Origin of the sequence: Neobacillus sp. OS1-2, from assembly GCF_030915505.1 — a bacterium.
In the GTDB taxonomy this organism is placed as follows: Bacteria; Bacillota; Bacilli; order Bacillales; family Cytobacillaceae; genus Neobacillus.
The window spans coordinates 956,095-980,410 of record NZ_CP133265.1; the positions used below are offsets into that span (position 1 = coordinate 956,095).

General features: G+C 41.1%; 29 protein-coding genes. 4 read left to right on the forward strand and 25 right to left on the reverse strand.

The features are described from left to right. Window positions 1–4: 4 nt before the first annotated feature. From RCG19_RS04950 to RCG19_RS04965, 4 genes are all read right to left on the reverse strand, one after another. Window positions 5–631 (reverse strand): LysE family transporter, encoded by a 627-nt coding sequence (locus RCG19_RS04950; RefSeq protein ID WP_308109899.1) that lies wholly within the window; start codon window positions 629–631, stop codon window positions 5–7. Between the two features lie 102 nt (window positions 632–733). Beyond that, complete coding sequence (locus RCG19_RS04955) at window positions 734–1,774, reverse strand: glycosyltransferase family 2 protein (protein WP_308109900.1); 1,041 nt, start codon at window positions 1,772–1,774, stop codon at window positions 734–736. Between the two features lie 20 nt (window positions 1,775–1,794). Continuing rightward, window positions 1,795–3,471 (reverse strand): DUF6044 family protein, encoded by a 1,677-nt coding sequence (locus RCG19_RS04960; RefSeq protein ID WP_308109901.1) that lies wholly within the window; start codon window positions 3,469–3,471, stop codon window positions 1,795–1,797. Window positions 3,472–3,592: 121 nt separating this feature from the next. Beyond that, entirely contained in the window at window positions 3,593–3,757 is a 165-nt protein-coding gene (locus tag RCG19_RS04965; RefSeq protein WP_308109902.1) for an aspartyl-phosphate phosphatase Spo0E family protein, read from the reverse strand. Window positions 3,758–3,986: 229 nt separating this feature from the next. Here RCG19_RS04965 and RCG19_RS04970 point away from each other — a divergent pair, with 229 nt between their 5' ends. Continuing rightward, on the forward strand, window positions 3,987–4,973 hold the full coding sequence (locus RCG19_RS04970) for a potassium channel family protein (RefSeq protein ID WP_308109903.1): 987 nt from the start codon (window positions 3,987–3,989) through the stop codon (window positions 4,971–4,973). A 47-nt stretch (window positions 4,974–5,020) separates the two neighbouring features. Here RCG19_RS04970 and RCG19_RS04975 read toward each other — a convergent pair whose 3' ends face one another. The 5 genes from RCG19_RS04975 to yugI all read right to left on the reverse strand — a co-directional run bounded on the left by RCG19_RS04975 (window position 5,021) and on the right by yugI (window position 10,769). Further along, window positions 5,021–6,367, reverse strand: a complete 1,347-nt coding sequence (locus RCG19_RS04975) for a glucose-6-phosphate isomerase (RefSeq protein WP_308109904.1) — start codon at window positions 6,365–6,367, stop codon at window positions 5,021–5,023. Between the two features lie 110 nt (window positions 6,368–6,477). Continuing rightward, on the reverse strand, window positions 6,478–7,641 hold the full coding sequence (locus tag RCG19_RS04980) for an iron-containing alcohol dehydrogenase (protein WP_308109905.1): 1,164 nt from the start codon (window positions 7,639–7,641) through the stop codon (window positions 6,478–6,480). Window positions 7,642–7,735: 94 nt separating this feature from the next. Further along, window positions 7,736–9,007 carry a Glu/Leu/Phe/Val family dehydrogenase gene (locus RCG19_RS04985; RefSeq protein ID WP_166239377.1) on the reverse strand — a complete coding sequence of 424 codons (1,272 nt, stop codon included), beginning with the start codon at window positions 9,005–9,007 and terminating at the stop codon, window positions 7,736–7,738. Window positions 9,008–9,021: 14 nt separating this feature from the next. Next, window positions 9,022–10,233 carry an ornithine--oxo-acid transaminase gene (locus tag RCG19_RS04990; protein WP_308109906.1) on the reverse strand — a complete coding sequence of 404 codons (1,212 nt, stop codon included), beginning with the start codon at window positions 10,231–10,233 and terminating at the stop codon, window positions 9,022–9,024. Window positions 10,234–10,367: 134 nt separating this feature from the next. After that, complete coding sequence (gene yugI / locus RCG19_RS04995; protein ID WP_308109907.1) at window positions 10,368–10,769, reverse strand: S1 domain-containing post-transcriptional regulator GSP13; 402 nt, start codon at window positions 10,767–10,769, stop codon at window positions 10,368–10,370. Between the two features lie 217 nt (window positions 10,770–10,986). Between yugI and RCG19_RS05000 the strand changes: the two genes are divergently transcribed. Then, entirely contained in the window at window positions 10,987–11,226 is a 240-nt protein-coding gene (locus tag RCG19_RS05000) for a helix-turn-helix domain-containing protein (protein WP_374049577.1), read from the forward strand. Window positions 11,227–11,450: 224 nt separating this feature from the next. Here the strand turns inward: RCG19_RS05000 and RCG19_RS05005 are convergent, their stop codons facing one another. The 6 genes from RCG19_RS05005 to RCG19_RS05030 form a co-directional block, all read right to left on the reverse strand. Continuing rightward, on the reverse strand, window positions 11,451–11,714 hold the full coding sequence (locus RCG19_RS05005; protein ID WP_308109908.1) for a DUF1871 family protein: 264 nt from the start codon (window positions 11,712–11,714) through the stop codon (window positions 11,451–11,453). Window positions 11,715–11,771: 57 nt separating this feature from the next. After that, window positions 11,772–12,956: an alanyl-tRNA editing protein gene (locus RCG19_RS05010; protein ID WP_308109909.1), complete on the reverse strand. Its 1,185-nt coding sequence runs from the start codon at window positions 12,954–12,956 to the stop codon at window positions 11,772–11,774. A gap of 121 nt (window positions 12,957–13,077) precedes the next feature. After that, window positions 13,078–13,455, reverse strand: coding sequence for a hypothetical protein (locus RCG19_RS05015; protein ID WP_308109910.1), 378 nt, complete (start codon window positions 13,453–13,455; stop codon window positions 13,078–13,080). Between the two features lie 131 nt (window positions 13,456–13,586). Then, entirely contained in the window at window positions 13,587–14,138 is a 552-nt protein-coding gene (locus RCG19_RS05020; protein ID WP_308109911.1) for a superoxide dismutase family protein, read from the reverse strand. 101 nt (window positions 14,139–14,239) lie between these two features. Next, on the reverse strand, window positions 14,240–14,449 hold the full coding sequence (locus RCG19_RS05025) for a hypothetical protein (RefSeq protein WP_166239393.1): 210 nt from the start codon (window positions 14,447–14,449) through the stop codon (window positions 14,240–14,242). A 90-nt stretch (window positions 14,450–14,539) separates the two neighbouring features. Continuing rightward, window positions 14,540–15,289, reverse strand: a complete 750-nt coding sequence (locus RCG19_RS05030) for a peptidylprolyl isomerase (RefSeq protein WP_308109912.1) — start codon at window positions 15,287–15,289, stop codon at window positions 14,540–14,542. 127 nt (window positions 15,290–15,416) lie between these two features. On the opposite strand from RCG19_RS05030, the gene RCG19_RS05035 reads away from it, so the two are divergent. Continuing rightward, on the forward strand, window positions 15,417–15,794 hold the full coding sequence (locus RCG19_RS05035; RefSeq protein WP_166239397.1) for a kinase-associated lipoprotein KapB: 378 nt from the start codon (window positions 15,417–15,419) through the stop codon (window positions 15,792–15,794). Between the two features lie 38 nt (window positions 15,795–15,832). Here the strand turns inward: RCG19_RS05035 and kapD are convergent, their stop codons facing one another. The 9 genes from kapD to RCG19_RS05080 all read right to left on the reverse strand — a co-directional run bounded on the left by kapD (window position 15,833) and on the right by RCG19_RS05080 (window position 22,319). Further along, complete coding sequence (gene kapD / locus RCG19_RS05040) at window positions 15,833–16,456, reverse strand: 3'-5' exonuclease KapD (RefSeq protein ID WP_166239399.1); 624 nt, start codon at window positions 16,454–16,456, stop codon at window positions 15,833–15,835. Window positions 16,457–16,642: 186 nt separating this feature from the next. Further along, window positions 16,643–17,026, reverse strand: coding sequence for a hotdog fold thioesterase (locus tag RCG19_RS05045; RefSeq protein WP_308109913.1), 384 nt, complete (start codon window positions 17,024–17,026; stop codon window positions 16,643–16,645). A 111-nt stretch (window positions 17,027–17,137) separates the two neighbouring features. After that, window positions 17,138–17,386 (reverse strand): hypothetical protein, encoded by a 249-nt coding sequence (locus tag RCG19_RS05050; protein ID WP_308109914.1) that lies wholly within the window; start codon window positions 17,384–17,386, stop codon window positions 17,138–17,140. 147 nt (window positions 17,387–17,533) lie between these two features. Continuing rightward, window positions 17,534–19,045: a leucyl aminopeptidase gene (locus tag RCG19_RS05055; protein ID WP_308109915.1), complete on the reverse strand. Its 1,512-nt coding sequence runs from the start codon at window positions 19,043–19,045 to the stop codon at window positions 17,534–17,536. 63 nt (window positions 19,046–19,108) lie between these two features. After that, complete coding sequence (locus tag RCG19_RS05060; RefSeq protein ID WP_308110931.1) at window positions 19,109–19,489, reverse strand: DUF309 domain-containing protein; 381 nt, start codon at window positions 19,487–19,489, stop codon at window positions 19,109–19,111. A gap of 68 nt (window positions 19,490–19,557) precedes the next feature. Then, on the reverse strand, window positions 19,558–20,169 hold the full coding sequence (locus RCG19_RS05065; RefSeq protein WP_308109916.1) for a 3D domain-containing protein: 612 nt from the start codon (window positions 20,167–20,169) through the stop codon (window positions 19,558–19,560). A gap of 127 nt (window positions 20,170–20,296) precedes the next feature. Then, window positions 20,297–20,620: a YuiB family protein gene (locus RCG19_RS05070; protein WP_166239409.1), complete on the reverse strand. Its 324-nt coding sequence runs from the start codon at window positions 20,618–20,620 to the stop codon at window positions 20,297–20,299. 131 nt (window positions 20,621–20,751) lie between these two features. Next, complete coding sequence (locus RCG19_RS05075) at window positions 20,752–20,877, reverse strand: YuiA family protein (protein ID WP_308109917.1); 126 nt, start codon at window positions 20,875–20,877, stop codon at window positions 20,752–20,754. Between the two features lie 224 nt (window positions 20,878–21,101). Beyond that, entirely contained in the window at window positions 21,102–22,319 is a 1,218-nt protein-coding gene (locus RCG19_RS05080) for an NAD(P)/FAD-dependent oxidoreductase (protein ID WP_308109919.1), read from the reverse strand. A 450-nt stretch (window positions 22,320–22,769) separates the two neighbouring features. Here RCG19_RS05080 and RCG19_RS05085 point away from each other — a divergent pair, with 450 nt between their 5' ends. Beyond that, window positions 22,770–23,768 (forward strand): NAD(P)/FAD-dependent oxidoreductase, encoded by a 999-nt coding sequence (locus tag RCG19_RS05085; RefSeq protein ID WP_308109920.1) that lies wholly within the window; start codon window positions 22,770–22,772, stop codon window positions 23,766–23,768. A gap of 37 nt (window positions 23,769–23,805) precedes the next feature. On the opposite strand, the gene RCG19_RS05090 is transcribed toward RCG19_RS05085, so the two are convergent. Further along, a complete protein-coding gene (locus RCG19_RS05090; protein ID WP_166239417.1) occupies window positions 23,806–24,171 on the reverse strand; it encodes a HesB/IscA family protein in 366 nt (121 codons plus the stop codon). Window positions 24,172–24,316: the final 145 nt, after the last annotated feature.

The following is a 24,316-nucleotide window of genomic DNA, read 5'->3' on the forward strand; positions in this document are numbered from 1 at the left end:
TTATTTAACTAAATAAATTAGTAAATGCCTGCATCCCAAAGTAAATACCAAAGCCAATCAAGGATAGTCCGGACAAAATAGAAATTCCCACAAGCCACTGAGAGGTTAAATATTTTCGAGAACTACTTGCCACACCTGCCATGGCCACATCCCATATCAAGAGTCCAATAAAAATCGCGCTGCTATAAAGGACCAATTGACTGGTATCATAGGTGACAGCTGTCTTCACCAGAACCGAGCCGTAAATACCTAGCCAAAAAAGAATGGACAATGGATTCGAGATAGACATTAAGAAGCCTGAGAAAAACGATTTAACCAGAGGTTCCTTGCCTCTGGCATACTCTAAATTAATTTTTCCAGCATTCATGAAGGTTTCAATCCCCGTATACATCAGAACGAAACAGCCAAAAAACCAAAGAAAGGTTTGCATAAATGCCGTTTCAAGAAACTGGACAACCCCTATGTAAACGATTAGCATATAGATCCCGTCGGCGACAACTGCCCCTACCCCAATGAGCCAGGAGTGCATAAAACCATTCCTTATTCCTCGATCAATTTGCGCTGCATTAATCGGGCCAATTGGTGCTGCTAGCGACAATCCTAATATGATATAACCTAAAAATATATTCATGATAAATTCCCCCTAAAATGAAGCCTGTCTTCCCATATTTATTCAGGAAGGGGAGGTTGTACCACAAAAAAGAGTTCTCCATTAAGGAAAACTCTTGGAAAGTTATTTGTTTGTTTCTGATACTTTTCTAAGATCGAGGCTGAATCCTTCGTCCATCACTGTTTGATTTAGCAAATGGTGCCTTGGAATGGGCAGATTAAAGGAATCGATATCGACGATGTACTTTGGACGCTGCTTCGTTTCTTTATAAATTTTTCCGACATATTCACCAATCAATCCAATCGCAATTAATTGTAGGCCGCCAATTAACCAAATTGAAGTAATCAGCGATGTCCACCCTGACTCGGTGTCACCAAAAAATTTCAGTGTTAAGAAATACCCGCCAAAAATGAGGCTCATGAAAAAGGAAACAAACCCTGTGAATAACACAAATCGGATGGGTGAAATAGAGAAGGAGGTAATGCCATCAAAGGCAAAGCCGAGCATTTTTTTTACAGGATACTTCGTAACACCAGCCTGCCTTTCTAAGCGATCATAATAGACCACTTCCGACCGGAAGCCAAGCAGTGGAACGATTCCTCTTAGGAAAAGATTTACCTCGCTAAACCGTTCTAATTCTTCCACTGCTCTTTTGCTCATTAGCCGGAAATCAGCATGATTATAGACGAGGTCAACCCCCAACTTTTTCATTATTTTGTAAAACCCTTGGGCCGTGCTTCGTTTAAACAGTGTGTCCGTATCACGGCTCTTACGGACACCATAAACAATTTCATATCCGTTATTGAACTTTAGGATAAATTCCCGAATGACACGAATATCATCCTGCAGGTCAGCATCAATCGAAATCATACAATTGGATCGCTCTTTTGCGGTAAATAAACCAGCCAGTAAGGCATTTTGATGCCCCACGTTCCGCGATAATTTCAAGCCGCGGACATATTCGTTTCGCAGCCCTTCTTTGTAAATCAACTCCCATGTACGATCCTTACTTCCGTCATCAACAAAGAGGATTTTACTCTGCTTCGAAACAAGCCCCTCATCTATCAGTTCTATTAGCAACGCCTGTAGCCGGGCAAAGGTTTCCGGCAAAACTTCTTCCTCGTTATAGCATGGCACAACAATCGTAAGGACTGACTCGATCATCTGTATACTACCCCCGATGTCTACAATGTCTTATATAAGTAAATCTTCCAAGCTGCTTTTTTCGATATGAACACTTTATCAAGTAATAGTTTATTTTGCTCGGCATTGTCGATTGGTATGGCCGAAAAGATATAACGTCCGCCCATTTCCTTAAAAACGTCCGTATTCAGCTCTAAATTTCTCAAATGGCGCTTGGAATCTTTCTTCAGCATATATCGTTTTCCAAGCTGGGCCGTAAAAATGTAGCAGCGCCCGCCCCATTTATCAAAATAGTTTCGAATGGTTTTATTTTTGGCCAATTCCTTTTCAATTATTTTCCTAAATTGATGTTTATAGCTTAATGGATAAAAATTATTATAGGTGTCGATCGTGTAAAAGCCATTGTATTGCGCGACTGCCGGGTGTAGTCCGATACTGGCAATCCGATAATCCTCTTGTGGGAGGGCGATATGCTCTTTGATTTCCTCAAATAAATCCTCAGCGAAAAATTCTTTAACGGTTGGCTTATCTTGATAAATGATTTCATCGTTACATAATGCCAAAAAGAAGATTTGCAAAATGATCAGCCACTTTGCCAATTTTGTCCAATCAATCCCTTGTAGTGAAATAATTTTTAATGCAAGGGCAAAGGCTGAATAGATGACGAGCGGCCTCAAAAAATGGTAACGGGCAAAATTAAACGTATTCATAAAGTGGAATTTTTCGGTTAAGGGCAGCCAACCATCATAAAACCAAAACGCATACCATAACGATAAGAGAATATTGAGCGTAAACAAAAAAACAAATAGTTTTTCCTGTTGCCAGAGTTTTTTTGAAAAAACAAAGTAGATAGCAATAAAGGTGGCCGGGACAATAAATAGGGTATGTACAGTCAGTACATGGGTGTGTCCCAGCAGGTAATTTTTGATAAAAAGCCGGACTGCTCCCCCAAATGGCAGATGTGCATGAAAATATTCATCACGGCTATTCGGTTCTTTTGAAAATAAAAAGGAATAGACGAGCCGGTACTCAACAAGCATAAATATGATGGTCATATACCCAAGTGCCAGCAAAAAGCGGAGGTTCCAGCCCTTTCCACGGAAAACATCCCAAAGCCATAGGACCCCGATTGCACTTAAAAAAAAGAAAAATCCTAAAACGATGCTCGCATAAAACGGAATGATTGTGAGGACGAGATAATCTTTCCAACTTCCATTTCCATTCCGGATGTTGAGAAGTGCCCAAAGTGCCAGCGGCATTCCCAATGTACTTAACATTCCTGATGGCCAAAACGGTGTTAAGGCGAAGGCAAGGGCGCTCCCGATTTGCAGGAGGAGCCATTTATCACCTGTAAGAAAATGATCCCGAAGGAGTAAATACATACCAAAGAAGGCTGCAACTCTTGTCAATGCTTGGCTTAAACCGTAGGCCAGCATGGTTGGAAATAGGGCATACAACCAGACTATCAAGCTGTATTCCGTCCCAAAGGCATTTCTCGACAGTTGCCCATTGATAATTTGCGGAATGACTGCATGAGTGCTGCCAAATAATTCTCCACTTTTCGCTAATACCTTATACCATGCAAGGTTTGAATCTAAATTATCATGCACCCGGATATGGGCATTCTCCTGCAGGATGAATAGTGGAGAGAGATAGATCGCGAGAACAAGTAAAGCGAAGAAGATCAGCCTTCGCTCTTTTTTCGAATCAATAACCACTCTTCTACACCTCAAAAATTTATCTTATAAGGGCACGTTTGTTTTACATTTTGCTTTTGGGATGGAAATTATTCCTTTAGATCAAAAAAACCTTCCGGAGGTCGGAAGGTTCTATAAATGATTAATGCTTTATGTTCTTTTTATTATAAACATTTATCAGAAGATCGAGTCTTTGACTGCACTGAACAACATTTGGATTTGAATACCCATATTGGTGTGCCAAAAGGATCATTTCCATTCTTGTCTTTTCAATATTCGACAATAGTAAATTCATACCAGTTTCCATCTTACGACCCACCTTCCAAGTTGTACCTATATCAATAGTGATAAACATAATTTATAAGTTTTTCATAAAAAAGGCAAGCATTAAAATACGAACTTTTTGTGAACATTTACCCATGCAAAATTATAATCATTCAATAATAATGAGAACTTACACTTTTGTCAATAATAGGTAGTATCAAGGAAAATAGAAGGAGCCTGGAGCTGGATAATTCTCGAAAAGAGGTGTGGTCGTGCCGAACAGAGTCTATATCAGTTTTTTGCGGTTACCGCTTCTCATTCGAATCCTTTTAATCGCATTGCTTGTATTTTTGTCATTTGGAATCTCGATTCACTTTTTAGAGCCCGAAACCTTTCCAACTATTTTTGACGGTATTTGGTGGGCGATTATTACGGCCTCCACTGTGGGATACGGTGATTATGTACCCCATTCTTTTTGGGGCAGGCTGACTGCATTGATCTTAATATTACTGGGTGTTGGCATTGTCTCCTCCTATTTTGGTACTCTCGCAGCTGCTGCCGTTACCAAACAAGATGCCTTTTCAGAGGGCAGAATTCCGTTTAAAGGGAACGGCCATATCATTATTATCGGCTGGAACGAGCGATCAAAGGAGCTCATTCATAAGCTTACAACTGTTCATCATCCGCAAATGATTGTCTTAATTGATGAAACACTTGAAGCTAATCCGGTAAAGTCTAAATTTGTCCATTTTATCCAAGGAAAAGGCCACGTCGATGAAACAATCATCAAAAGTAATATTGAAAAAGCAGAAAAGGTATTGATTACCGCTGATCGCGGAAATGATGAGCTCCAAGCCGATATGAACAGTATCTTAACATTGCTCACGATTAAAGGGTTATGTGCTCAGGTTAAATGCATCGTTGAGATTCTGACAGCCGAGCAAGTTGTCAATGCCATGAGGGCTGGCGCAGACGAGGTGATTCAATCCAATAAAATAACAAGTGTCTTTATGGTTAACAGCCTGCATTCCAATGGGGATGGGCTGTTATCAAATGTTGTCCATCAATTACAGGAAAGCAGATTGTCGGCCAGTGCTGTTAATCGAAATGATATCGGTAAAACCTTCAAAGAATTATCCTCGGGACTATTAGCAAACGGATTCTTATTGATTGGGGTCAAAAGAGGAGAAGACACTATTCTAAACCCCGCACATACATTTGAAATTGAAGAGTGCGATGAACTGTTAACGTTTAAATAGAAAAGAGTGCGGACGCCCCAATCGCGTCCGCACTCTTTTCAGCTTACCTACAGTCGTTTCTCAAGCTCTGCCTTCTTTTCTTCATACCCAGGCTTACCTAATAAGGCAAACATATTGACTTTATAAGCCTCTACACCTGGCTGGTCAAATGGATTCACTCCAAGTAGGTAGCCGCTCATTGCACAGGCTTTTTCAAAGAAATAAACAAGGTAACCAAATGTATACTCATCCATCGCTGGAATGGAAACAATTAAATTTGGTACCCCGCCGTCTGTATGGGCGAGCATTGTTCCTTCGAATGCTTTGTTATTTACAAAGTCAATCGTTTTTCCTGCTAGGTAATTCAAGCCGTCCAAGTCATTATCAAACGCTTCGATTTTCAGCTCATGACGCGGTTTTTCCACCTTTATGATGGTTTCAAACAAATCGCGGCGTCCTTCTTGCACATATTGTCCAAGTGAGTGCAGATCTGTCGAAAAGTTTGCGGAAGATGGGTAAATACCCTTTTGATCTTTTCCTTCACTTTCACCAAACAGCTGCTTCCACCATTCAGAGAAATACTGCAAACCTGGTTCATAATTGATCAGCATTTCAATCGTTTTTCCTTTATTGTAAAGCGCATTTCTTACGGCAGCATATTGGTAGGCAGGATTCTCTTCAAGCTCTGAATGGCTGAAGTCTCCTTGAGCTGCAGCTGCCCCTTCCATCATCTTTTCAATGTTTGCTCCGCTAACTGCGATGGGCAATAAGCCTACTGCCGTTAAAACAGAGTACCGGCCGCCAATATCATCCGGAATAATGAAGGATTCATAACCTTCTTCTGTTGCTAACGTTTTTAACGCACCTCTAGCTTTGTCTGTTGTTGCATAAATACGTTTACGTGCTTCCTCTACGCCATATTTTTCCTCAAGGAGCTTGCGGAAAATACGGAAGGCAATTGCCGGCTCTGTTGTTGTTCCGGATTTAGAGATAACGTTAACAGAGAAATCCTTGCCATCAAGAAGATCGATTACATCATGCATGTAACTAGAACTAATATTGTTGCCAACAAAAATGATTTGCGGCGTGCTGCGTTTTTCTTTTGGAAGCACGTTGTGGAAGCTGTGTGACAGCATTTCAACGGCCGCCTTTGCCCCAAGGTAAGAACCGCCAATTCCAATAACAAGAAGAACATCTGAATCAGCTTTAATTTTCTCAGCAGATTTTTGAATCCGTGAAAATTCCTCTTTGTCATAATTGGTTGGCAGTTCAATCCAACCTAAAAAGTCGCTGCCTGCACCAGTACCCTCATTTAGAGAATGGTGGGCTACTTTTACAGCGTCCCTTAAGTATGTAAGTTCATGTTCACCAAAAAAAGTAAGTGCTTTTGAGTAATCAAAACGAACGTGTGTCATGAATGATCCTCCATCAAATTTATTTACATTACAACTTTATCGAATGCCGACAAGATAATCAAGAAAGGACACCCTTTGTAAGCGTGCCCATTTCCGACATTTTTCTACATTTATAATGATGCTCGGTAAATCGCTAAAACATCCTCACGATTTAACTTTGTGAAGTTGCCAAACTCACCGTTTGCCATTGCACGATCCGCCATTAAATCGAGCTTCGTATCATCAATTTCATAGTCTGCTAAACGTGATGGTGCTTCAATGCTGTTCCAAAACTCACGGAGCTTGTGAATGCCTTCGAGACCTGCCTCCTCAGCACTTTTCCCGGACGCATCTACACCGAACACCCGAACAGCAAGCTGTTTAAAGCGCTCCGGTTTCACGTGCAGGTTATGCTCCATCCAGTGTGGGAAGAGAATCGCCAGCCCACCGCCATGCGGGATGTCATAGACGGCAGAAACCGCATGCTCAAGATTATGGGTTGCCCAATCGCCGCGATAGCCCATATTTAAAATACCGTTCAATGCCATGGTGCCGCTGTATAGAATCGTTGCCCGGTGCTGGTAGTTTTCTAAGTCTGCCAACAATTTTGGCGCGGTTTCCATCACCGTAGTGAGCAACGATTCGCACATCCGATCCTGAAAGTCTGTATGTTCTTCAAGATGAAAATAATGTTCCAATATATGTGACATCATATCGACGATTCCATAAATCGTTTGATTTCTTGGTACTGTGAAGGTGTTAACAGGGTCTAAGATAGAAAATTTCGGGAATGTGACAGCACTCCCCCAGCCATGTTTTTCATTCGTCTCCCAATTCGTGATGACCGAGCCGGCATTCATTTCCGAACCAGTGGCCGCAAGTGTCAATACCGTACCAAAGGGAAGAGCTTCCATTGCAAAAGCCTTTTTCACCACTAAATCCCAAGCATCCCCATCATACTTAGCACCCGCAGCAATTAACTTGGTGCAGTCAATGACACTGCCGCCGCCAACAGCTAAAAGGAACTCAATTCCTTCCTTTTTACAGATTTCCACCCCTTTACGGGCAGTTGATATACGGGGATTCGGTTCCACACCCGAAAGTTCAAAAACCTCGGCACCGATTTCTTGTAAAAGCGCTGTAACTTTTTCATAAAGACCACTTCGTTTAATACTGCCGCCACCATAGACAAGCAACACTTTTTTTCCGTATGATGGAATTTCCTTTTTTAATTGCTCAAGCTGGTCTTTGCCAAAAATTAATTTTGTTGGATTCCAAAAAGTAAAATTCTGCACATTAACACCATCCTTTTCATTACTCATTATTAGTTAAAATCATAAATATTGCAAAAAAAGAAACCCCTGCATCAAAAAGATACAAGGACCCCCTTTAGACCCAGCCCCTAAACATGGCGGCTTCAGCTAATTTTCTTACACCAACCATATAAGCTGCCAAACGCATATTTACCTTCTTAGTTTGTGCTAGTTCATAAATTTCATTAAAGGATTTGACAAGCCTCACTCGCAATTTCTCAGCTATTTCCTCTTCAGACCAATAATAGCCTTGTTTATTTTGAACCCATTCAAAATATGACACCGTAACACCGCCGGCCCCTGCTAACACATCCGGCACCAGCAAAATTCCACGCTCGGTAAGAATCGTTGTCGCCTCAAGTGTTGTCGGCCCATTGGCGGCCTCAACAACAATACTCGCCCTAATATTGTGGGCGTTTTCCGCTGTGATTTGATTGGAGATGGCAGCAGGTACCAAAATATCACAATCCAACGTAAGCAATTCCTCATTGGTCATCGCACCATCAAATAAACTGGTCACCGTACCAAAGCTGTCCCGCCGATCCAATAGATAATTAATATTTAATCCATCAGGATCATAAAGAGCGCCGTAAACATCAGAAATACCGATAACGATGGCTCCTGCATCATGTAGAAACTTGGCGATATAGCTGCCGGCATTCCCAAATCCTTGGACAATCACCCGAGCCCCTTTAATCGAGATACCGCGCCTTTTCACCGCTTCCTCGATACAAATCGTCACCCCTTTTGCTCCTGCTTTTTCGCGGCCCTCAGAGCCTCCGAGCACAAGTGGTTTTCCCGTAATAAAGCCCGGGGAGTCATTTTGCCGAAGGTGACTGTATTCATCTAACATCCAGGCCATAATTTGCGAATTCGTATACATATCCGGAGCCGGAATATCCTTTGTTGCCCCGACGACTTGACTAATCGCCCGCACATACCCACGGCTTAAGCGTTCCAGTTCGCCAAATGACATGGAATGTGGGTTGCAAACGATACCACCTTTGCCACCCCCAAAAGGCAGATCAGCAATTCCGCATTTCATACTCATCCACATCGATAATGCCTTGACTTCCTCTTCATTTACCCCGGGATGATAGCGTACACCGCCCATTGTTGGCCCAAGGGCGTCATTATGCTGTGCGCGAAAGCCTGAAAAAATTTTCGTCGCTCCATCATCCATCCGTACAGGAATCCTAACACTAAGTGATTTCAACGGTTCTGCCAATAACTGAGCTATCTCTTCGTTATACCCTAGTTTTTTTAATGCATCGTGAATCACCATCTGCGTTGATGTAAGAAGGTTGACTATTTCTTTTTTCTTTCCGTCTCCATCAGTTGTCCCCATTTTGGCACCCCTACTTATTTTTCCACGTTCCCCAATACTTTACTAATTCGCTCAATAGCCCAATCTAAATCTTCTTTACTGATAACGAGCGGCGGTGCAAATCGAATCACTGTGTCATGCGTTTCTTTACATAATAACCCATGATCTTTTAATTGTTCGCAATATGGTCGGGCCGGTTCCGTTAATTCCACGCCAATAAACAATCCTCGTCCGCGAATATCCTTGATTTTAGGATTCTTAATTTCCTTTAATTTGGTGATAAAATAATCCCCTAGCTCTAAGGATTTTTCTGCAAGTTTTTCATCTACAAGCACATCAAGTGCCGCGATAGAAACGGCACAGGCCATCGGATTTCCACCAAATGTTGACCCGTGGGAACCTGGGTTGAAGACACCTAATACATCCTTATCCGCAACCACGCACGAGATAGGGAATACTCCTCCGCCCAAGGCCTTACCGAGGATATACATATCCGGTTCAATGCCTTCCCATTCGCAAGCAAACATTTTTCCGGTACGCGCTAAACCTGCCTGAATTTCATCAGCGATAAAGAGCACATTGTTTTCCTTACATAGATCAAATGCTGCCTTCATAAAACCTTCAGGTGGAATGACAATTCCTGCCTCACCCTGAATAGGCTCGATTAAAAAGGCCGCTGTCTTTGGGGTAATGGCTTGTCTAAGCGCTTCTAAATCACCATATGGAATGAGCTTAATCCCTGGCAGCATCGGTCCAAACCCTCGTTTATATTCGGCATCTGATGACAATGAAACAGCCGTCATCGTTCTTCCGTGGAAATTCCCTATACAGCCGATAATTTCTGCCTGATCCTCAGCAATCCCTTTTACATCATAACTCCAGCGGCGTGCAGCCTTCACAGCTGTTTCAACAGCCTCTGCCCCTGTGTTCATCGGTAAGACCATTTCTTTCTTCGCTAACTGGCAAACCTTTTCATACCAAGGTCCAAGCTGGTCGTTATGGAAAGCCCTTGATGTTAATGTAACCTTATCTGCTTGATCCTTTAATGCTTGAATAATTTTCGGATGGCGGTGTCCTTGGTTTACTGCAGAGTATGCACTAAGCATATCCATAAATTTATTGCCTTCAGGATCTTCTACCCAAACACCCTCAGCACGTGAGATGACAATTGGCAGCGGATGATAATTATTTGCACCGTATTTCTCCGTTTTTTCAATCAATTCGTTTGTATTCCTATTAGCTGGCATACATCATTCCTCCATTTCATTCTTTCTATTTATGTATAGTCAATACTATTGTAGCCGAGCATGGAAAAAGAATGAACTATTAAAAAAAAAAGCCTGAGCCAATTTAATTGAATTGGTCTCAGGCTTCTTCTGACTTATTTTTTTATTAAATCTTCGCGTTGGGATTGATCAATCCACTCTTGCAGCTTATCTTTTAATGTGTTAAATCCTTGCCCGCCCTCAACTTCAGGAATGATTGCCGCAGCTTGGCGTTTGCGTGGCTTCTTTGGTTTAGCAGCCTGTTGAACAGGTGCTTCCTCAGTTGCGCGGATTGAAAGGCCGATTTTGCCAGCCCCTTCATCAATTGACAAAACTTTAACCTTAATTTCATCGCCGACTTTAAGGTGGTCATTAATATCTTTTACATAACCGTGCGTAATTTCTGAAATATGAACAAGACCTTGTGTTTGTTCGTCAAGTGCAACAAACGCTCCATAAGGCTGAATTCCTGTTACCTTACCTGCTAATATACTGCCTATTTCAACTTTCTCTGTCATAAAAACACTCCTAATTAATAAAAAATTTTATCCCTTATATACGCATTAAAATATTATATCATACTACCTAGTTTTAATCAAAAAAGCTTTTTTTATGAAAACGGTGTTGCTCTAACCCTTTTCAAAAAAAAAGTTAACAAAATGTTCAAAAACGGAATAAGAAAAAAGAAATTTACCATGATATACTAATAGTGAGAAGTTATAATTTCAAAAAGAGGTGAACTGTATGAGCTCAATTGGTACCACTATTAAAGCTGCTCGCGAGATGCTCCATATGACCCAAGAGGAATTGGCTCAGAAGGTTAGAGTTGGAACGCAGACAATTGAGAAATATGAATCTGGGGAACAAATGCCGAGTACCCAGACAATCATGAAGCTGTCCACTGTGCTGGATATCCCGGCTTCTGAATTATTACAGCACCAAGTTCATCCAAATTCTGCACCTACGAAACTGTAATATATTCTAAATGCAAAAGCGGTAAAATGTACCGCTTTTTTATTTTTTTACCATTTTACTGTTTAGAAAAAGGTAATTCTGGGTATCCTTTAGACGTAAAGCTTTCTAGTATTCCCCCTTTTTGAAGAGGACAACCAAATTGGTTTGTCCTCTTTTTTTATGAGTAGGCATACATATTCAGCTTTGAGAATTGTCCAGCGATCAACGGGCACCCTGCTCGTTATTTATAGTGAGCAAGTTTCATTTTCTTTCATGATTAATAATTCCTCTGCCACTTTTATACAGCTTTTCAGAGGGATTATTTTTTCAAAAGAAAATTCATATATGGCTTGAATTCTCTTGGCCAGTTTAGCGGGATCATTCAGTTCATGGACGGCTTGAATTGTGTCTGCTATTTCCGTGTCATAGTCCCCACTTTTCAAATGAAAGGGATCCCACTCATTTAGCACATCCACAAATTGCAAATTTGTTTGCAGCTCTTTTCTCATATTTTTGTCTCCTATAACATACATTTGAATCATTTTATCATACTTGTACGTATGAACCTATTTAATACCAGTTAACAGCTGTTGAAGAATTTCCTCCGCTGGGAGCAGCGCATTCCCTCCGCCTTGGGCAAAGGACTCGTTTCCTCCGCCTTTGCCGTTTAGTAATGGCAAGACTTCACCCACCAATGTTTTCATATTTTCCTTTCTGGCAGTTCCACGGGCACAGACTAGCTGCAGACGAGTTTCATTCGTGGATACAAACAAAACGAGTACCCCATCATCTTCAGCAATAACGGACCGGGCCAGCTTTTGAAGCTCCTGAATCGTTCGATTTTGAAATACCGCAGCGACAAGTTGATTGTTGTTTGCCAATAAGTGCTTCGCCTCATATTGAAGTAAACTTTCTTGCGCTTGCTCAAGCGCCTTTTCAGTAAGTTTTCCATTTTCCAACAGTCGTATCACAGCCTGCTCCATTTCCATTTCTGGAGCATTAAGAAGCTTCGTTAACCTAAGCAGTAGCTTTTGCTTATCGCCAAGCAGATTTACCACGCGTTCGCCGCAGGCAAACTGTACACGGACCTTTTTCCTTTGTCTTTCCCAATCCAATACTTTAATCGCTCTGACTTCACCGGTTGCCTTTGGATGCGTCCCACCGCAGCCATTATAATCGAAGTCTGGAATAATCACGAGACGGATATCCTCTTTAACCTTCGTCGCTTTCCTTAAGGGGTAGTGAGACAACTCTTCTTCTGTTACCCACTTCGTTTCAATCGGCCTATTCTCTAAAATAATCCTGTTCGCAAGCGCTTCTGCTTTCTTCACTTCCTCCCTTGCTAAATCATCAGTTTCAAGGTCAATCGTCAGGTTGTCCACCCCCAGGTGAAAACCTACTGTATGGTAATCAAATAATTGCTCAAAAGCTGCCGATAAAATATGCTGTCCCGCATGCTGCTGCATATGATCAAATCGTCGTTCCCAGTCAAGAGTGCCTGACACCTCTTCAGCGCCATTTTGAAATGGGGCTTCAAGATAATGGCGAATCTCACCATTAACTTCTTCTACTTCCACGACTTTTTTATCCGCAATGATGCCGGTATCGTGCGGCTGCCCCCCACCCGTTGGATAAAAAGCGGTTTGGTTTAAAACGGCATACCATTTGCCATTTTCATCTTGTTCATGTTTTTTTACATGTGCTGTAAAAGATTTTATGTAAGCATCTTGATAATATAGTCTGTTTTTCATTGCAAATACACCTCGTTATTTCTGTATGAACATATTGTCTAAAAATAGGGAAATTTAATCAAGTCAAAATAATAAAAACCTGTCCTTTTTACAGAACAGGTCCCACCATTAAAGATGTAAATTACTTTTTTTCTTTCTTCCGCTGCCCAAATGTTGCTGGATTAAATCCGCCCATTCCTTGTGGAAAACCTGTCTGCTGCTGTCCGCCCATTCCTTGCGGGAAGCCCATTTGCTGCTGACCACCCATCGTTTGGGGGAATCCCTGGTGCCCAATACCGCCCATTTGTGGAAAACCATGTTGACTACCACCCATCTGAGGATATCCATGCTGGTAGCCACCCATCATTTGCGGGTAACCATGTTGATACCCACCCATCATTTGCTGGCTGCCTGGGTATCCACCCATCTGTTGTCCGAAACCTGGCTGCTGGAATCCGCCCATCATTTGCGGAAAGCCCATTTGCTGCCCAGGAAAACCGCCGAATTGTCTTTTCTCCAATTAATTCGCCTCCTTACATTCTCCCTGTTAGTGTATGTACCACTTTTTGGATAAGCTTAGATGCATACCTATAAGAAAAATATTTTTTTCCATCAAAAAAGCTATCCCATAACGGAGATAGCATTACGAATTTATTCTTTTTCGTCCTGGGCCTTTTTTTGCCCTGCCTTTTTATCTTTAGAAATTTCTCCGCAGGCAATCCTTTTCCCCGAGTCCCCGGCAGGCTGACTCATCCCATCGTCTTTCCCTTCATGTACCACGATGGAAGTTCCTTCTTTAGTGAACAGTGATTTTTTCCCATCCTTTAAAGTAACATTTGGAGCCATTAAATCTGCTTTTGCCGTTTCATCATCCCCGACAATTAAATTCGGCAGGTCTCCCGCATGCGCCCCTTTCGGATGAAGAAGGCCATGTTCCTTTTTCTCAGGGTTAAAATGGCTCCCCGCGGACTTAAAATCGGGTGCTTCGCATTTTCCTGTGTCATGAATGTGGATCGCATGCTCCCCGGCCGGAAGCCCCTTCAAATTTACGGTCATTTTAACACCGCTTGACTGCTCGGCTAATCTTACAGTCCCGAGCGAATCACCAACGGTATTAAACATTTCTACATCTACCTTTTTGACTTCCTTTTCCATACATCCTGTAAGCATGAGGAGTGGAATCATCAGCAAATACTTCTTCATATGGTTTCCCCCAACTAAAGGCAATTTGCCGTTAGTATGGGCAAACGGATCATGACCTATTCAAATTCCACCAGTTCCTTTTATAAAAAAAAGGAACTGCTTTAGCTGTCCCTTTGTGTTGATTGATTATTTTTTATTTGTTCCTCTAACGCTTTTGTCTTTTCAGCTTCACGTTTAGAAATTCTCATAATAAAGCGCATCGTAAAAAAAGCGGCAATCATAAAGATTGTTAGGCTGATGACAGCGGGTATATATTCTGATTTATCCTCTGGAAAGTATAAAAATAACGCTAGAACGGATGGTTGAAACATTTTTCTTCTCCCTTTCTTTTAAAGGAACTGCTCTATGTATTATAGCAACAAAAAACATTTCACACCAATGATTCCATTCGATCAGATCGCTTACTTTAATACATGGATCTTTTTAATGATTACATCTGTTTCCGGCTTGTCTTTTGCATCTGCAGGAGTGGCCGCAATTTTATCGACAATATCCATCCCCTCAACAACCTGACCAAATACGGTATGGCGATGATCAAGCCATGGTGTCCCCCCATTTTGATCATAGGTGTCGATAATTTCTGTCGGGTAGCCGGCCTTTTCCATTTCCTTCTTCATCGCAGGGTCGAGTGATGAACTTTGAACGATAAAAAACTGGCTGCCGTTTGTATTTTCACCCGAATTTGCCATTGACAAGGCACCACGAAGATTATACAAATTCTTCGAGAATTCATCCTCAAATGGCTTTCCCCAAATACTCTCTCCACCGGTTCCGTTGCCGTTCGGATCGCCGCCTTGAATCATGAAGTCTTTTATAACGCGATGAAAAATTAAACCGTCATAATAGCCTTCTTCACTGTGCTTCACAAAGTTTTCAACGGTTTTTGGCGCATATTCAGGGAATAATTTGATTTTAATCTTCCCCATCGATGTTTCCATTTCTACTAGTTTTTCATTTTCTGAAACCTCTGTTGATAGCTGAGGATAAACAGCATTTGTCACTTGTTGTTCTCCTTCCTTCTTCTGTTCCGTTTTTGGTGCAGTAGTTTTCGATTTCGATTGTGTATCCTCATTCTTTGAGGTTGTCCCACATGCAGCCAATACCAGAATAATCGATAATAACGTAACCAGCATTTTCAAATTCTTACCCATATATCATTCCTCCATTTTTACACTTTAACCGAAATTTCATTTTTTTGCACTTTGTTTTTAATTTAGACCTTTTTCTATTAAAATGAAAGTATAGAAGAAAAAATTATAGGCAGGAGTTGTTTAGTTAGTGGAATTACAGGTGGGTGAAGTTGTAACCGGGATTTATAAAACAGGGAAGTACATCGGTGAAATAACCGAGATTCGTCCCCAACATTATTTAGTCAGGGTGTTAGCTGTCATGAAGCATCCGATGCAAGGGGATCTGCATAGTCCAAAGGACGCAGATGTGCTTATTTTTCATGAAAGACGCGCGCTCAGTTTTAGGGAACAGGCCAATATTCCAAAACAAATGGTCAAACCGTTTGAGAATGAAGTTCCTGAATATATGGAATCGCTAAAAGAGGCCGTTGCAAAAATGAAAACGGAGCTTTCTGCAGCAGGTTCGGAATGGGCTGAAATGAGTTTGAAAGCAATGGAAACATTGGAGAAGGATTATAAAATTTAACAAACGTTAGGCCAAATCAGTTTGAATGATTTGGCCTTTTATGCGAATTCATTTAATAGCTTCGAAAAATCGACACGATCGCCAATTGTTGTGGGTTTTGGTTTTTCTAAATAGCGTTTATCCTTTTCGACAAGTTTGAATATATTGTAGGTAGTCATAGCGTCATCAAGTGCGCGGTGATGCCGGCCTGTCCCTTCCTTGCCGTATTCCTGGACAGCTTTCCATAGACCTGTTTGATTCTGATCCCCAAAGAACCGTTTATATTCCATAGATAAATCCATTTCAGCACCATGAAAAGGAAAATCAACCCCTGCCATTAAACAATTGTGCCGCAGGACCTTCATATCCATATTTCCCCAAGTAACAATTGTGGTTTCTACATGATCCTTATTGAACTCCGCCAATTTTTTGATCAGTTCAAAAATAGACACCCCGTTATCCACCTGCTGCTGTGAAATATGTAGGAAGGATTTACAGCGCTCTGATAAGTTCGGAAATTTTAAAGGGGTCACATAGGATGAGAATTGCTCCGTTATTTGATCATCAACAACAGCCACAATTCCAACCTCAATGATTTCTGCAAAAAAGTCTTTCATTCGCACATTTCGTTCCGGCATTGTAAACTCAAAATCAATAAATAAATATTGCCGTCTTGCTCTCATCTTTTCACCACCTTTTCTTTTTTATCCTACTATCATTATATAAAGAAACCTGTACAAAAAACTGTGCTTTTTTTCTATTTTTTTATTTATCTACCATTATATCACGAACTTTGTGAAAATTTTTTAAATTTTTGTACAATTTATTGAAGAAAGGGGCATGGAAAATTAATCCATCCCCTTCCCGCTTTATTTCCTTAGCTTCATAACTGCCATTGTACATCTGGACACACAAATGAGTCGGTCTTGTTCATCGTGAATCTTAATATCCCAAACCATTGTTGATTTTCCTTGATACAGGATCGTACCCACTGCCGTGACAATCCCTTCTGTCGCTGAACGAACATGATTTGCATTAATTTCTAATCCTGCCACAGCTTGCGTTTCCTTGTCTACCAATTCATAGGCCCCAACACTTGCAACCGTTTCAGCTAATGCTACAGACGCACCGCCATGCAGTAATCCCATAGGCTGTTTCGTTCTTTCATCCACGGGCATAGTGGCAATCACTTTCCCTTTTTCTAAATAGGTAATCTCAATCCCCAGTGCTTCTAATAATGTATTTTTGACCATTTTTCATCTCTCTCCTCTATGTAGTTTTCTCTAAAACTTATTCTCTACTTTTGGAAAATTTCCTTTAAATAAGTAAAAAAACAGCCGCAAGAGCTGTTTTTTACCTCGTTGTTAATAATATCCCGGATAACCCATTGGCGGATAGCCCATCGGAGGGTATCCCATTGGGGGATAGCCCATTGGCGGATAGCCATAAAACGGGCGGCTTGCCACAAATCCGCCTGCCAATCCGCCGCCGATTAGACCGCCTAAAAAGCCAAGCCCACCTATCGCTAATGGCCAGCCAAGAAACCCAATAAACCGTTGATCTTGGACCGGGTATTGATTTCGATACAGATACGGGCTTTGATATGGATACATACCACACTACCTCCTTTTATCTACGATACTTGCCTACACTATTTCATATGCGAGAAACAGGGGTTTGGAGTGGGCTTTATGGGTAGGGCTAGAATGGGGCCATTCACCACGTTAAAAAGCCTCCAAAGGAATTTGAAGGCTTTTTCATTAATTCTTTTCAATTGGTTCGAATCTTTCCACAAACAATGCCAGTGTCCTTGTCATCACTCCTGTTGCACCCGCTGGGCCTAGATCATAGGCCTTAGAAGTAGTGGCTGTTCCAGCAATATCTAAATGTACCCATGGCGTACCTTCAGCAAACTCGCCAATGAAGGCACCGGCTACAAGAGCATGCCCTTCACTGCCCGGGGAATTATTCAAGTCTGCGACTTTACTGTTTCTCACACGCTCTTTCTCCGTCTCAAACAATGGTAAGAGCCACATTTGCTCACCAGCCTCTACGGCAGCTTCAAGAACTTGTTCATATAGTGATTCATGATTTGTCATGGCACCCGTCGTATGCAATCCAAGTGCGGTGATCACTCCGCCGGTTAAAGTCGCTACATCGACCAAATAATTAGCCCCATGGTGCAATGCATAAGTAACGGCGTCAGCCAGTACAAGACGGCCTTCTGCATCTGTATTTAATACTTCAATTGTTTTCCCGCTCATTGATGTAATCACATCATCCGGCTTGAAGGCACCACCGCTAATCATATTGTCTGTTGACGGGATGACAGCGACAACGTTTTGCTCCGGTCTGATTTCCCCGATAATTTCCATAGCACCCAGAACAGCGGCAGCACCGCCCATATCCGTCTTCATGCCGACAATCCCCGTTTTGGTTTTAATGGAATAGCCGCCCGTATCAAAGGTAATACCCTTGCCGACTAAACCGATAACATCCGTCCATTCTTCTTTTCCTTGATATTTTAGGACGATCATCTTTGGTGGTTCTAAAGAACCCTGGTTGACAGCAAGCAATGCCCCCATGCCCAGCTTTTCAATATCCGCTTTATCGAGAATTTCCACTTCAAAGTCATACTTTGCAGCCAGCTCAGAAGCATAAGTAGCCATATCCGTTGCTGTAAGTAAGTTACCAGGAATATTTACTAGTGTCCGGGCTGAATTCGTCCCCTTACCGAATGCGTAGCCAACCGACAGCGATATTTGAACATCCTCTACATCCATTGCCTCACTGTAAACGGTCACTTGCTCCATTCTCTTTTCCGGCTCATTCGATTTCTGTCGATAGCCATCAAATTGGTAGGTTGAAAGGGCAAATGCTTCACCCAATGCATGTGCTGCATCTAGGCCATCTAATTCCGGTGCAGTGAAGGAGTCTAAATAAACAGCTATTTCTTCCAGTTTACTTGCCTTCACTTCCTTAAAAATCTTACCAAGCGCCTCTTTTAGTTTGTCAAAGGATAATTCCTTTTCCTTGCCAAGCCCTACAAACCAAATTCGTTTCGCTCCTACTTTTCCTAAGCTATGTACTTTACTAATACTTTTTGCCTTAGCAGAGATATCACCTGATTTCACTAACGCGGTCAATTGCCCGTCAAACCTGGCATCAAGTGCTGCCAGGGATCCTGAGAATTTTTCAGGTTTATCAACTAAACCGATGATCAAGCCCTCATCTTGCGCTGACAGATCCCATTCTTTTTTTACATGAAACATATTTACACCACCTTCATTATTTTCTTCTATATTATATCGAAAGAAATAAAATATTTCGACCTTCTAATCATCTTCCATGTACAGCACTAAATGAGGCAGCTTCGGCAAATTTCCAACTTGCTCAAAGGGGATACGGTCGATGTTTTTCGGAAAAGTCGCTAGGCTTGCTTCAATAAAAGGATAAACCTTTTCTAAATCCAGTCCCCAGAATTTGGGACGGTAGGCCTGCAAATAGTCATATGCTGTTTGCATCATAACGCGAGCCCCCTTCACATTCCCGTATTCATAATGGTAAATGGCCACACTCATTTGCAATAATCCTTTTAAAAATAAATTGTCCTTCTCCGTCATCCACATTTCTTCGAGTAAGTCATGGCATGTGTAATAGTCTCCTTCATTGAACGAGACAAAAAATTCATAGTACTCCATTGGGTAGCTATTCAGCAATTAGAATCCCCCCATTGTAACGTTTACTATTATTATAATGTAAAAAAACAGGCTGCTGCCTGCTTTTATCTTTTTTCCGAACTAATATATTGTTGGCGGAATACCTGCAATGTTTTATCTTCGTTTAAGGCCTGCAATTGATCCTCAGTAATCTTTCCATTCCCGTTTTGAACGACATAGACTTCGACCTGTTTTTTACCCCAGTGTTTGTAAACATCTTCGACCGTTTCATAATAGAGGTCTAATTCGTTGCCCTTTATGGCACCTCCCTTATCTGCCACAACTCCGTATCCATAGCCTGGAATAAAGAGGATCGTTCCAATCGGAAATACAGTTAAATCTGCTGCTATAGTAGAAAACAAATCACGTTTTACTTTTACACCCGAGTAAGTAATTCCGTATTCAGGATGATTTTGTCTTTTTCCAGTTGATTCATAACCGGCTGTATATCCTGTGGCAGTAACTATATGTTTAGGGTATTTTGACCAATCAAAAGCATCCTCTAACGATGGCGGCGTTGTTCCGGAAACCTCTTTACTTGACGAGATGGCCGACGCAAATTGAGCGATCAGTGTTTTAGCCTTTACGCCGGAAATAGATTGGAAGGTCGCTCCTAATGCCATAAAGAAAAGGCATGTCATGGCAAAGCGCTTTATCCAATTTTTCGTTTTACTCATTGAATTTTTTCACTCCTCCAAAATATTCATTCCCATTGTGAAAGGAATTATACAAAAAGAGGAGGAAAAAAAGTGAAAGAGCTCTGTAGCTGGATACAAAAAAGACTCCTACCTAATGGTAAAAGTCTTAAAACATTTGATATCCATTTTTCCGTAATAATTTTATCGTGAGCCCGGCAGCAATTGCGCCAGCTAGTCCGCTAATTAAAATGAGAATATCGGCAGTTGCTAACGAACTGAACCTTTTTCCAAGGTCTTGAAAGGCTGCACCGCTATTGGTAAAATACTCGCTAAAGCTGACTTTATCTACGATAAAAATGGCTACAATCGGGTATACGACCGCCATCACCCATGACATTCTAAGGAGCATATTTAGGATAAATCCAATACCGAAAAATAAGACAAAAAATAGCACAATTGATATGATTAAAACAACGATGCTCATTTGCACCCGAGATTCCCCCTTTATACATCAACATTTAGTGTACTGAATGTCGAAAAGGGAGTCAATAAAAGATGCTTTTTTGAGAAAAAAAAATAGCCCCTCCTAAATCAATCCGGAGAAGCATGGTTAAAAACCTTCTATTCCTTTTTCTTCCCTGTTCCACCACAGCATGCGCACGTTTCTGAACCCCCAAGTACCAATTGAAAATAGCCGTTTCCAGCACAATAATCACAATTTTTTGTATCCACACTCTTCACTGTCATTCCAACATCCCCTTCGAATAATTAACTTAATTTTCTGATAATATATCAAGAATTCTAGAAAAAGAAAAGCTCTAAATTCTTTCAAATTTCGAAAGGTAAGCGGATACATCATCAATTTTCTTTCATTTCCGAATTGTTACTCAAATTTTCAAAAGATTATGGAAATATTATCCGAAATAAAAAGAGACAGGAAGCTCCTGTCTCTTTTTGGGGACCTTTTAAGCTTAAAAAACGTTAAATTTCCCTTTTTTCATGACCAAACCAGCGCCGCCAATCATATAAAGGGCACGATTATCAACTACTTTTTTCATGAATGATGCTTTTGCACCAGTCAGTTTTTTACCAAAGACAACACCGATGGCGTCATCTTCACCAAGTGAGCAAACTGTTCCTTTATTATTAAAGGTGAAGGATTCAAGCTCAGTCTTGTTTCGAATTAGAGCACCAATGTTACGAGCTACAATCTCACCTTGCTGCATGGCAATTTGTGCTGTTGGCGGATATGGGCGATTGATTTCTTCATTAATGACCAATGAACTGTCGCCGATGATGAAGACATTATCAAATCCTGGAGCACGAAGATCAGGATTAACTTTTACACGGCCACGCATTGCTTCAAAACCGGATTTTTCAATAATCGCATTTCCACGGACACCAGCAGCCCAAACAACTGTCTCAGCCTTAATTTCATACGGCTCTTCGTCGCCTTTTCCTACAAGAATCGCACCAGGAGAGGCTTCCTTAATAGCAGTACCAATCAAAAATTCCACGCCTTTACGCTCAAGCGTTGAAACCGCGTAGTTTACTAATTCAGGATCGAAGCCAGGTAACACAGTTGGAGCAGCTTCCACACAAGTGATTTTAACTTTATTAAAATCCACATCATACTCATGGCATAATTCAGGAATACGGTTGGTTAATTCGCCAAGGAATTCAATTCCGGTAAAGCCTGCACCGCCGACAACGATAGACAGACGATTCTCGTTCTTATCTGCTTCCATATTATATGTGGCAAATTGGTATTCAATATGCTCGCGCAATTGACGGGAAGAATTGACACTGGTAATACCAAATGCATATTCTTTAAGCCCTTTAATGCCGAATGTTTCTGGTTCACCGCCAAGAGCGATAACAAGGTAGTCATAATTGACTTCCCCTTTTTCCAAGATCACTTTCTGTTCGTCTTTATTAATTTCAACCACTGTATCTTGAACAAAATCTACCTTGCTGCGGTCAATCACATTACTAATATCGTAACGAACCTTATCGTGATGCAATGTACCTGCAGAAGCCTCATGTAACCATGTAGTTTCGTAATGGTAATCATTCTTATTCACTAATACAATATCCGCTTCATTTACACCGATTAATTTTTGCAAACGAACTGTCGTTAGTAGTCCGCCGTAACCTGCACCGAGAATAACTATTTTTGGCTTTCTCAACGTGATCACTTCCACCTTTATAATATATTTGAATAAATCCTCTTTTTCTTATCTTCCACTGCTCGAACCATTTTTATTTTGATTTGCGGAAAAATGTATGTGATAAAATTCACGAATATAGATAAAGAAAAAGAACTGAATCTGAGTACACAAGGAATGACAGAGTTTGTAAAATAATGAGCAATTGAAGGATTAGAATTCCCAGCCATTCATAAAAATGTACTACTTTTGTCACAAAATCTTAACAATATATCCACAATACATCTTATGCTACTTTCACTCTATTTTCAAGCGATTTATAGAAATTATTTAACAAAGATTATTGGAAATTCACATTTAAAAATGCAGATACTTTTTTCCCAGTCAGAATATTTGATATAATGATGGGACGTTTTTTTAAATTGTGATATTATAGTGGATAGTTATTACTACTAGTTGGGGGGATTCGGAGTGCAGGAAAATCAAAAAATTTATGATATTACAATCATCGGCGGCGGTCCTACCGGTCTGTTTACTGCCTTTTACGGGGGAATGAGACAAGCTTCCGTTAAAATCATTGAAAGCTTGCCACAGCTTGGCGGTCAATTGTCAGCGCTTTATCCTGAAAAGTACATTTATGATGTAGCCGGTTTTCCAAAAATCCGCGCACAAGAATTGATAAATAATTTAAAAGAACAAATGGCTAAATTCGAGCCAACTGTTGCACTCGAGCAATCGGTTGAAAAATTGGAAAAGCTAGAAGATGGAACGTTTAAATTAACAACGAATAGTGAAGTTCACTATTCCAAGTCGATTATCATCACTGCCGGAAACGGTGCCTTCCAACCGCGCCGACTAGAGCTTGATAGTGCGGTACAATATGAAAAGAAAAATCTTTATTATTTTATTGAAGACTTAAACCAATTTGCTGGCCAAAAAGTAGTTGTGTTTGGTGGCGGCGATTCTGCGGTTGACTGGGCATTAATGCTTGAGCCAATTGCCGAAAAGGTGACAATTGTTCACCGGCGTGATAAATTCCGCGCTCATGAACATAGCGTAGAAAATTTATATAACTCCAAGGTGGATGTGAAGACTCCATATGTTCCCGCAGAATTAATTGGGGATGAAAACGGAATTAAGCAAGTTGTGCTCGAAACGGTAAAAGGTGAAGAAAAGGTAGCGATTGATGTCGACGCTGTCATCTGTAACTACGGATTTGTTTCCTCCCTTGGTCCGATTAAAGAATGGGGTCTTGAAATCGAAAAGAATTCTATTGTCGTGAATTCAAAAATGGAAACGAATACACCGGGTATATATGCGGCTGGCGATATTTGTACCTATGATGGGAAAGTAAAATTAATTGCCTGTGGATTTGGTGAAGCACCGACTGCAGTAAACAACGCAAAATCCTTTATCGATCCAAAAGCAAAAGTACAACCATTACACAGTTCTTCCATGTTTAATAAGTAAAAGAAAAAGCGTCCATAAGGGCGCCTTTATTTTTGGATTAGCATTCCTCTGGTGTACCGGTTGCTGTTGCAGTCCGGAACGATGAACCGCAGCCACATGATGCAATGGCATTTGGATTATCAATAGTGAATCCGCCGCCCATCATGGACTCTTTATAATCAATTTTTGTACCTTGAAGAATTGCGGCACTTTCTTTATCAACGATCACATGGATGCCATGCTGTTCAAACTGAAGATCATCCTCGTTTACCTCGTGTTCAAAACCCATGCCATAAGACAAACCGCTGCATCCGCCGCCCTTTACACTCACGCGTAAAAAGGCACCTTCTTCTTCATTATGCTTCATCATTTCTTTTACATGTAGTGATGCCGCTTCCGTTACGATTACCACTTCGTTACTCATCAAAACTCCCCCTTTTGGAAAAGGTGTTTCCATAATTGATGTTGTCTGGGACACCATATCGTTTTCCAAGGCCTTTATTATAGTATATACACTTGGTACCGGGTACTCAAATGTTTAGATTCCTCTTTTTAACATATGCTACCTA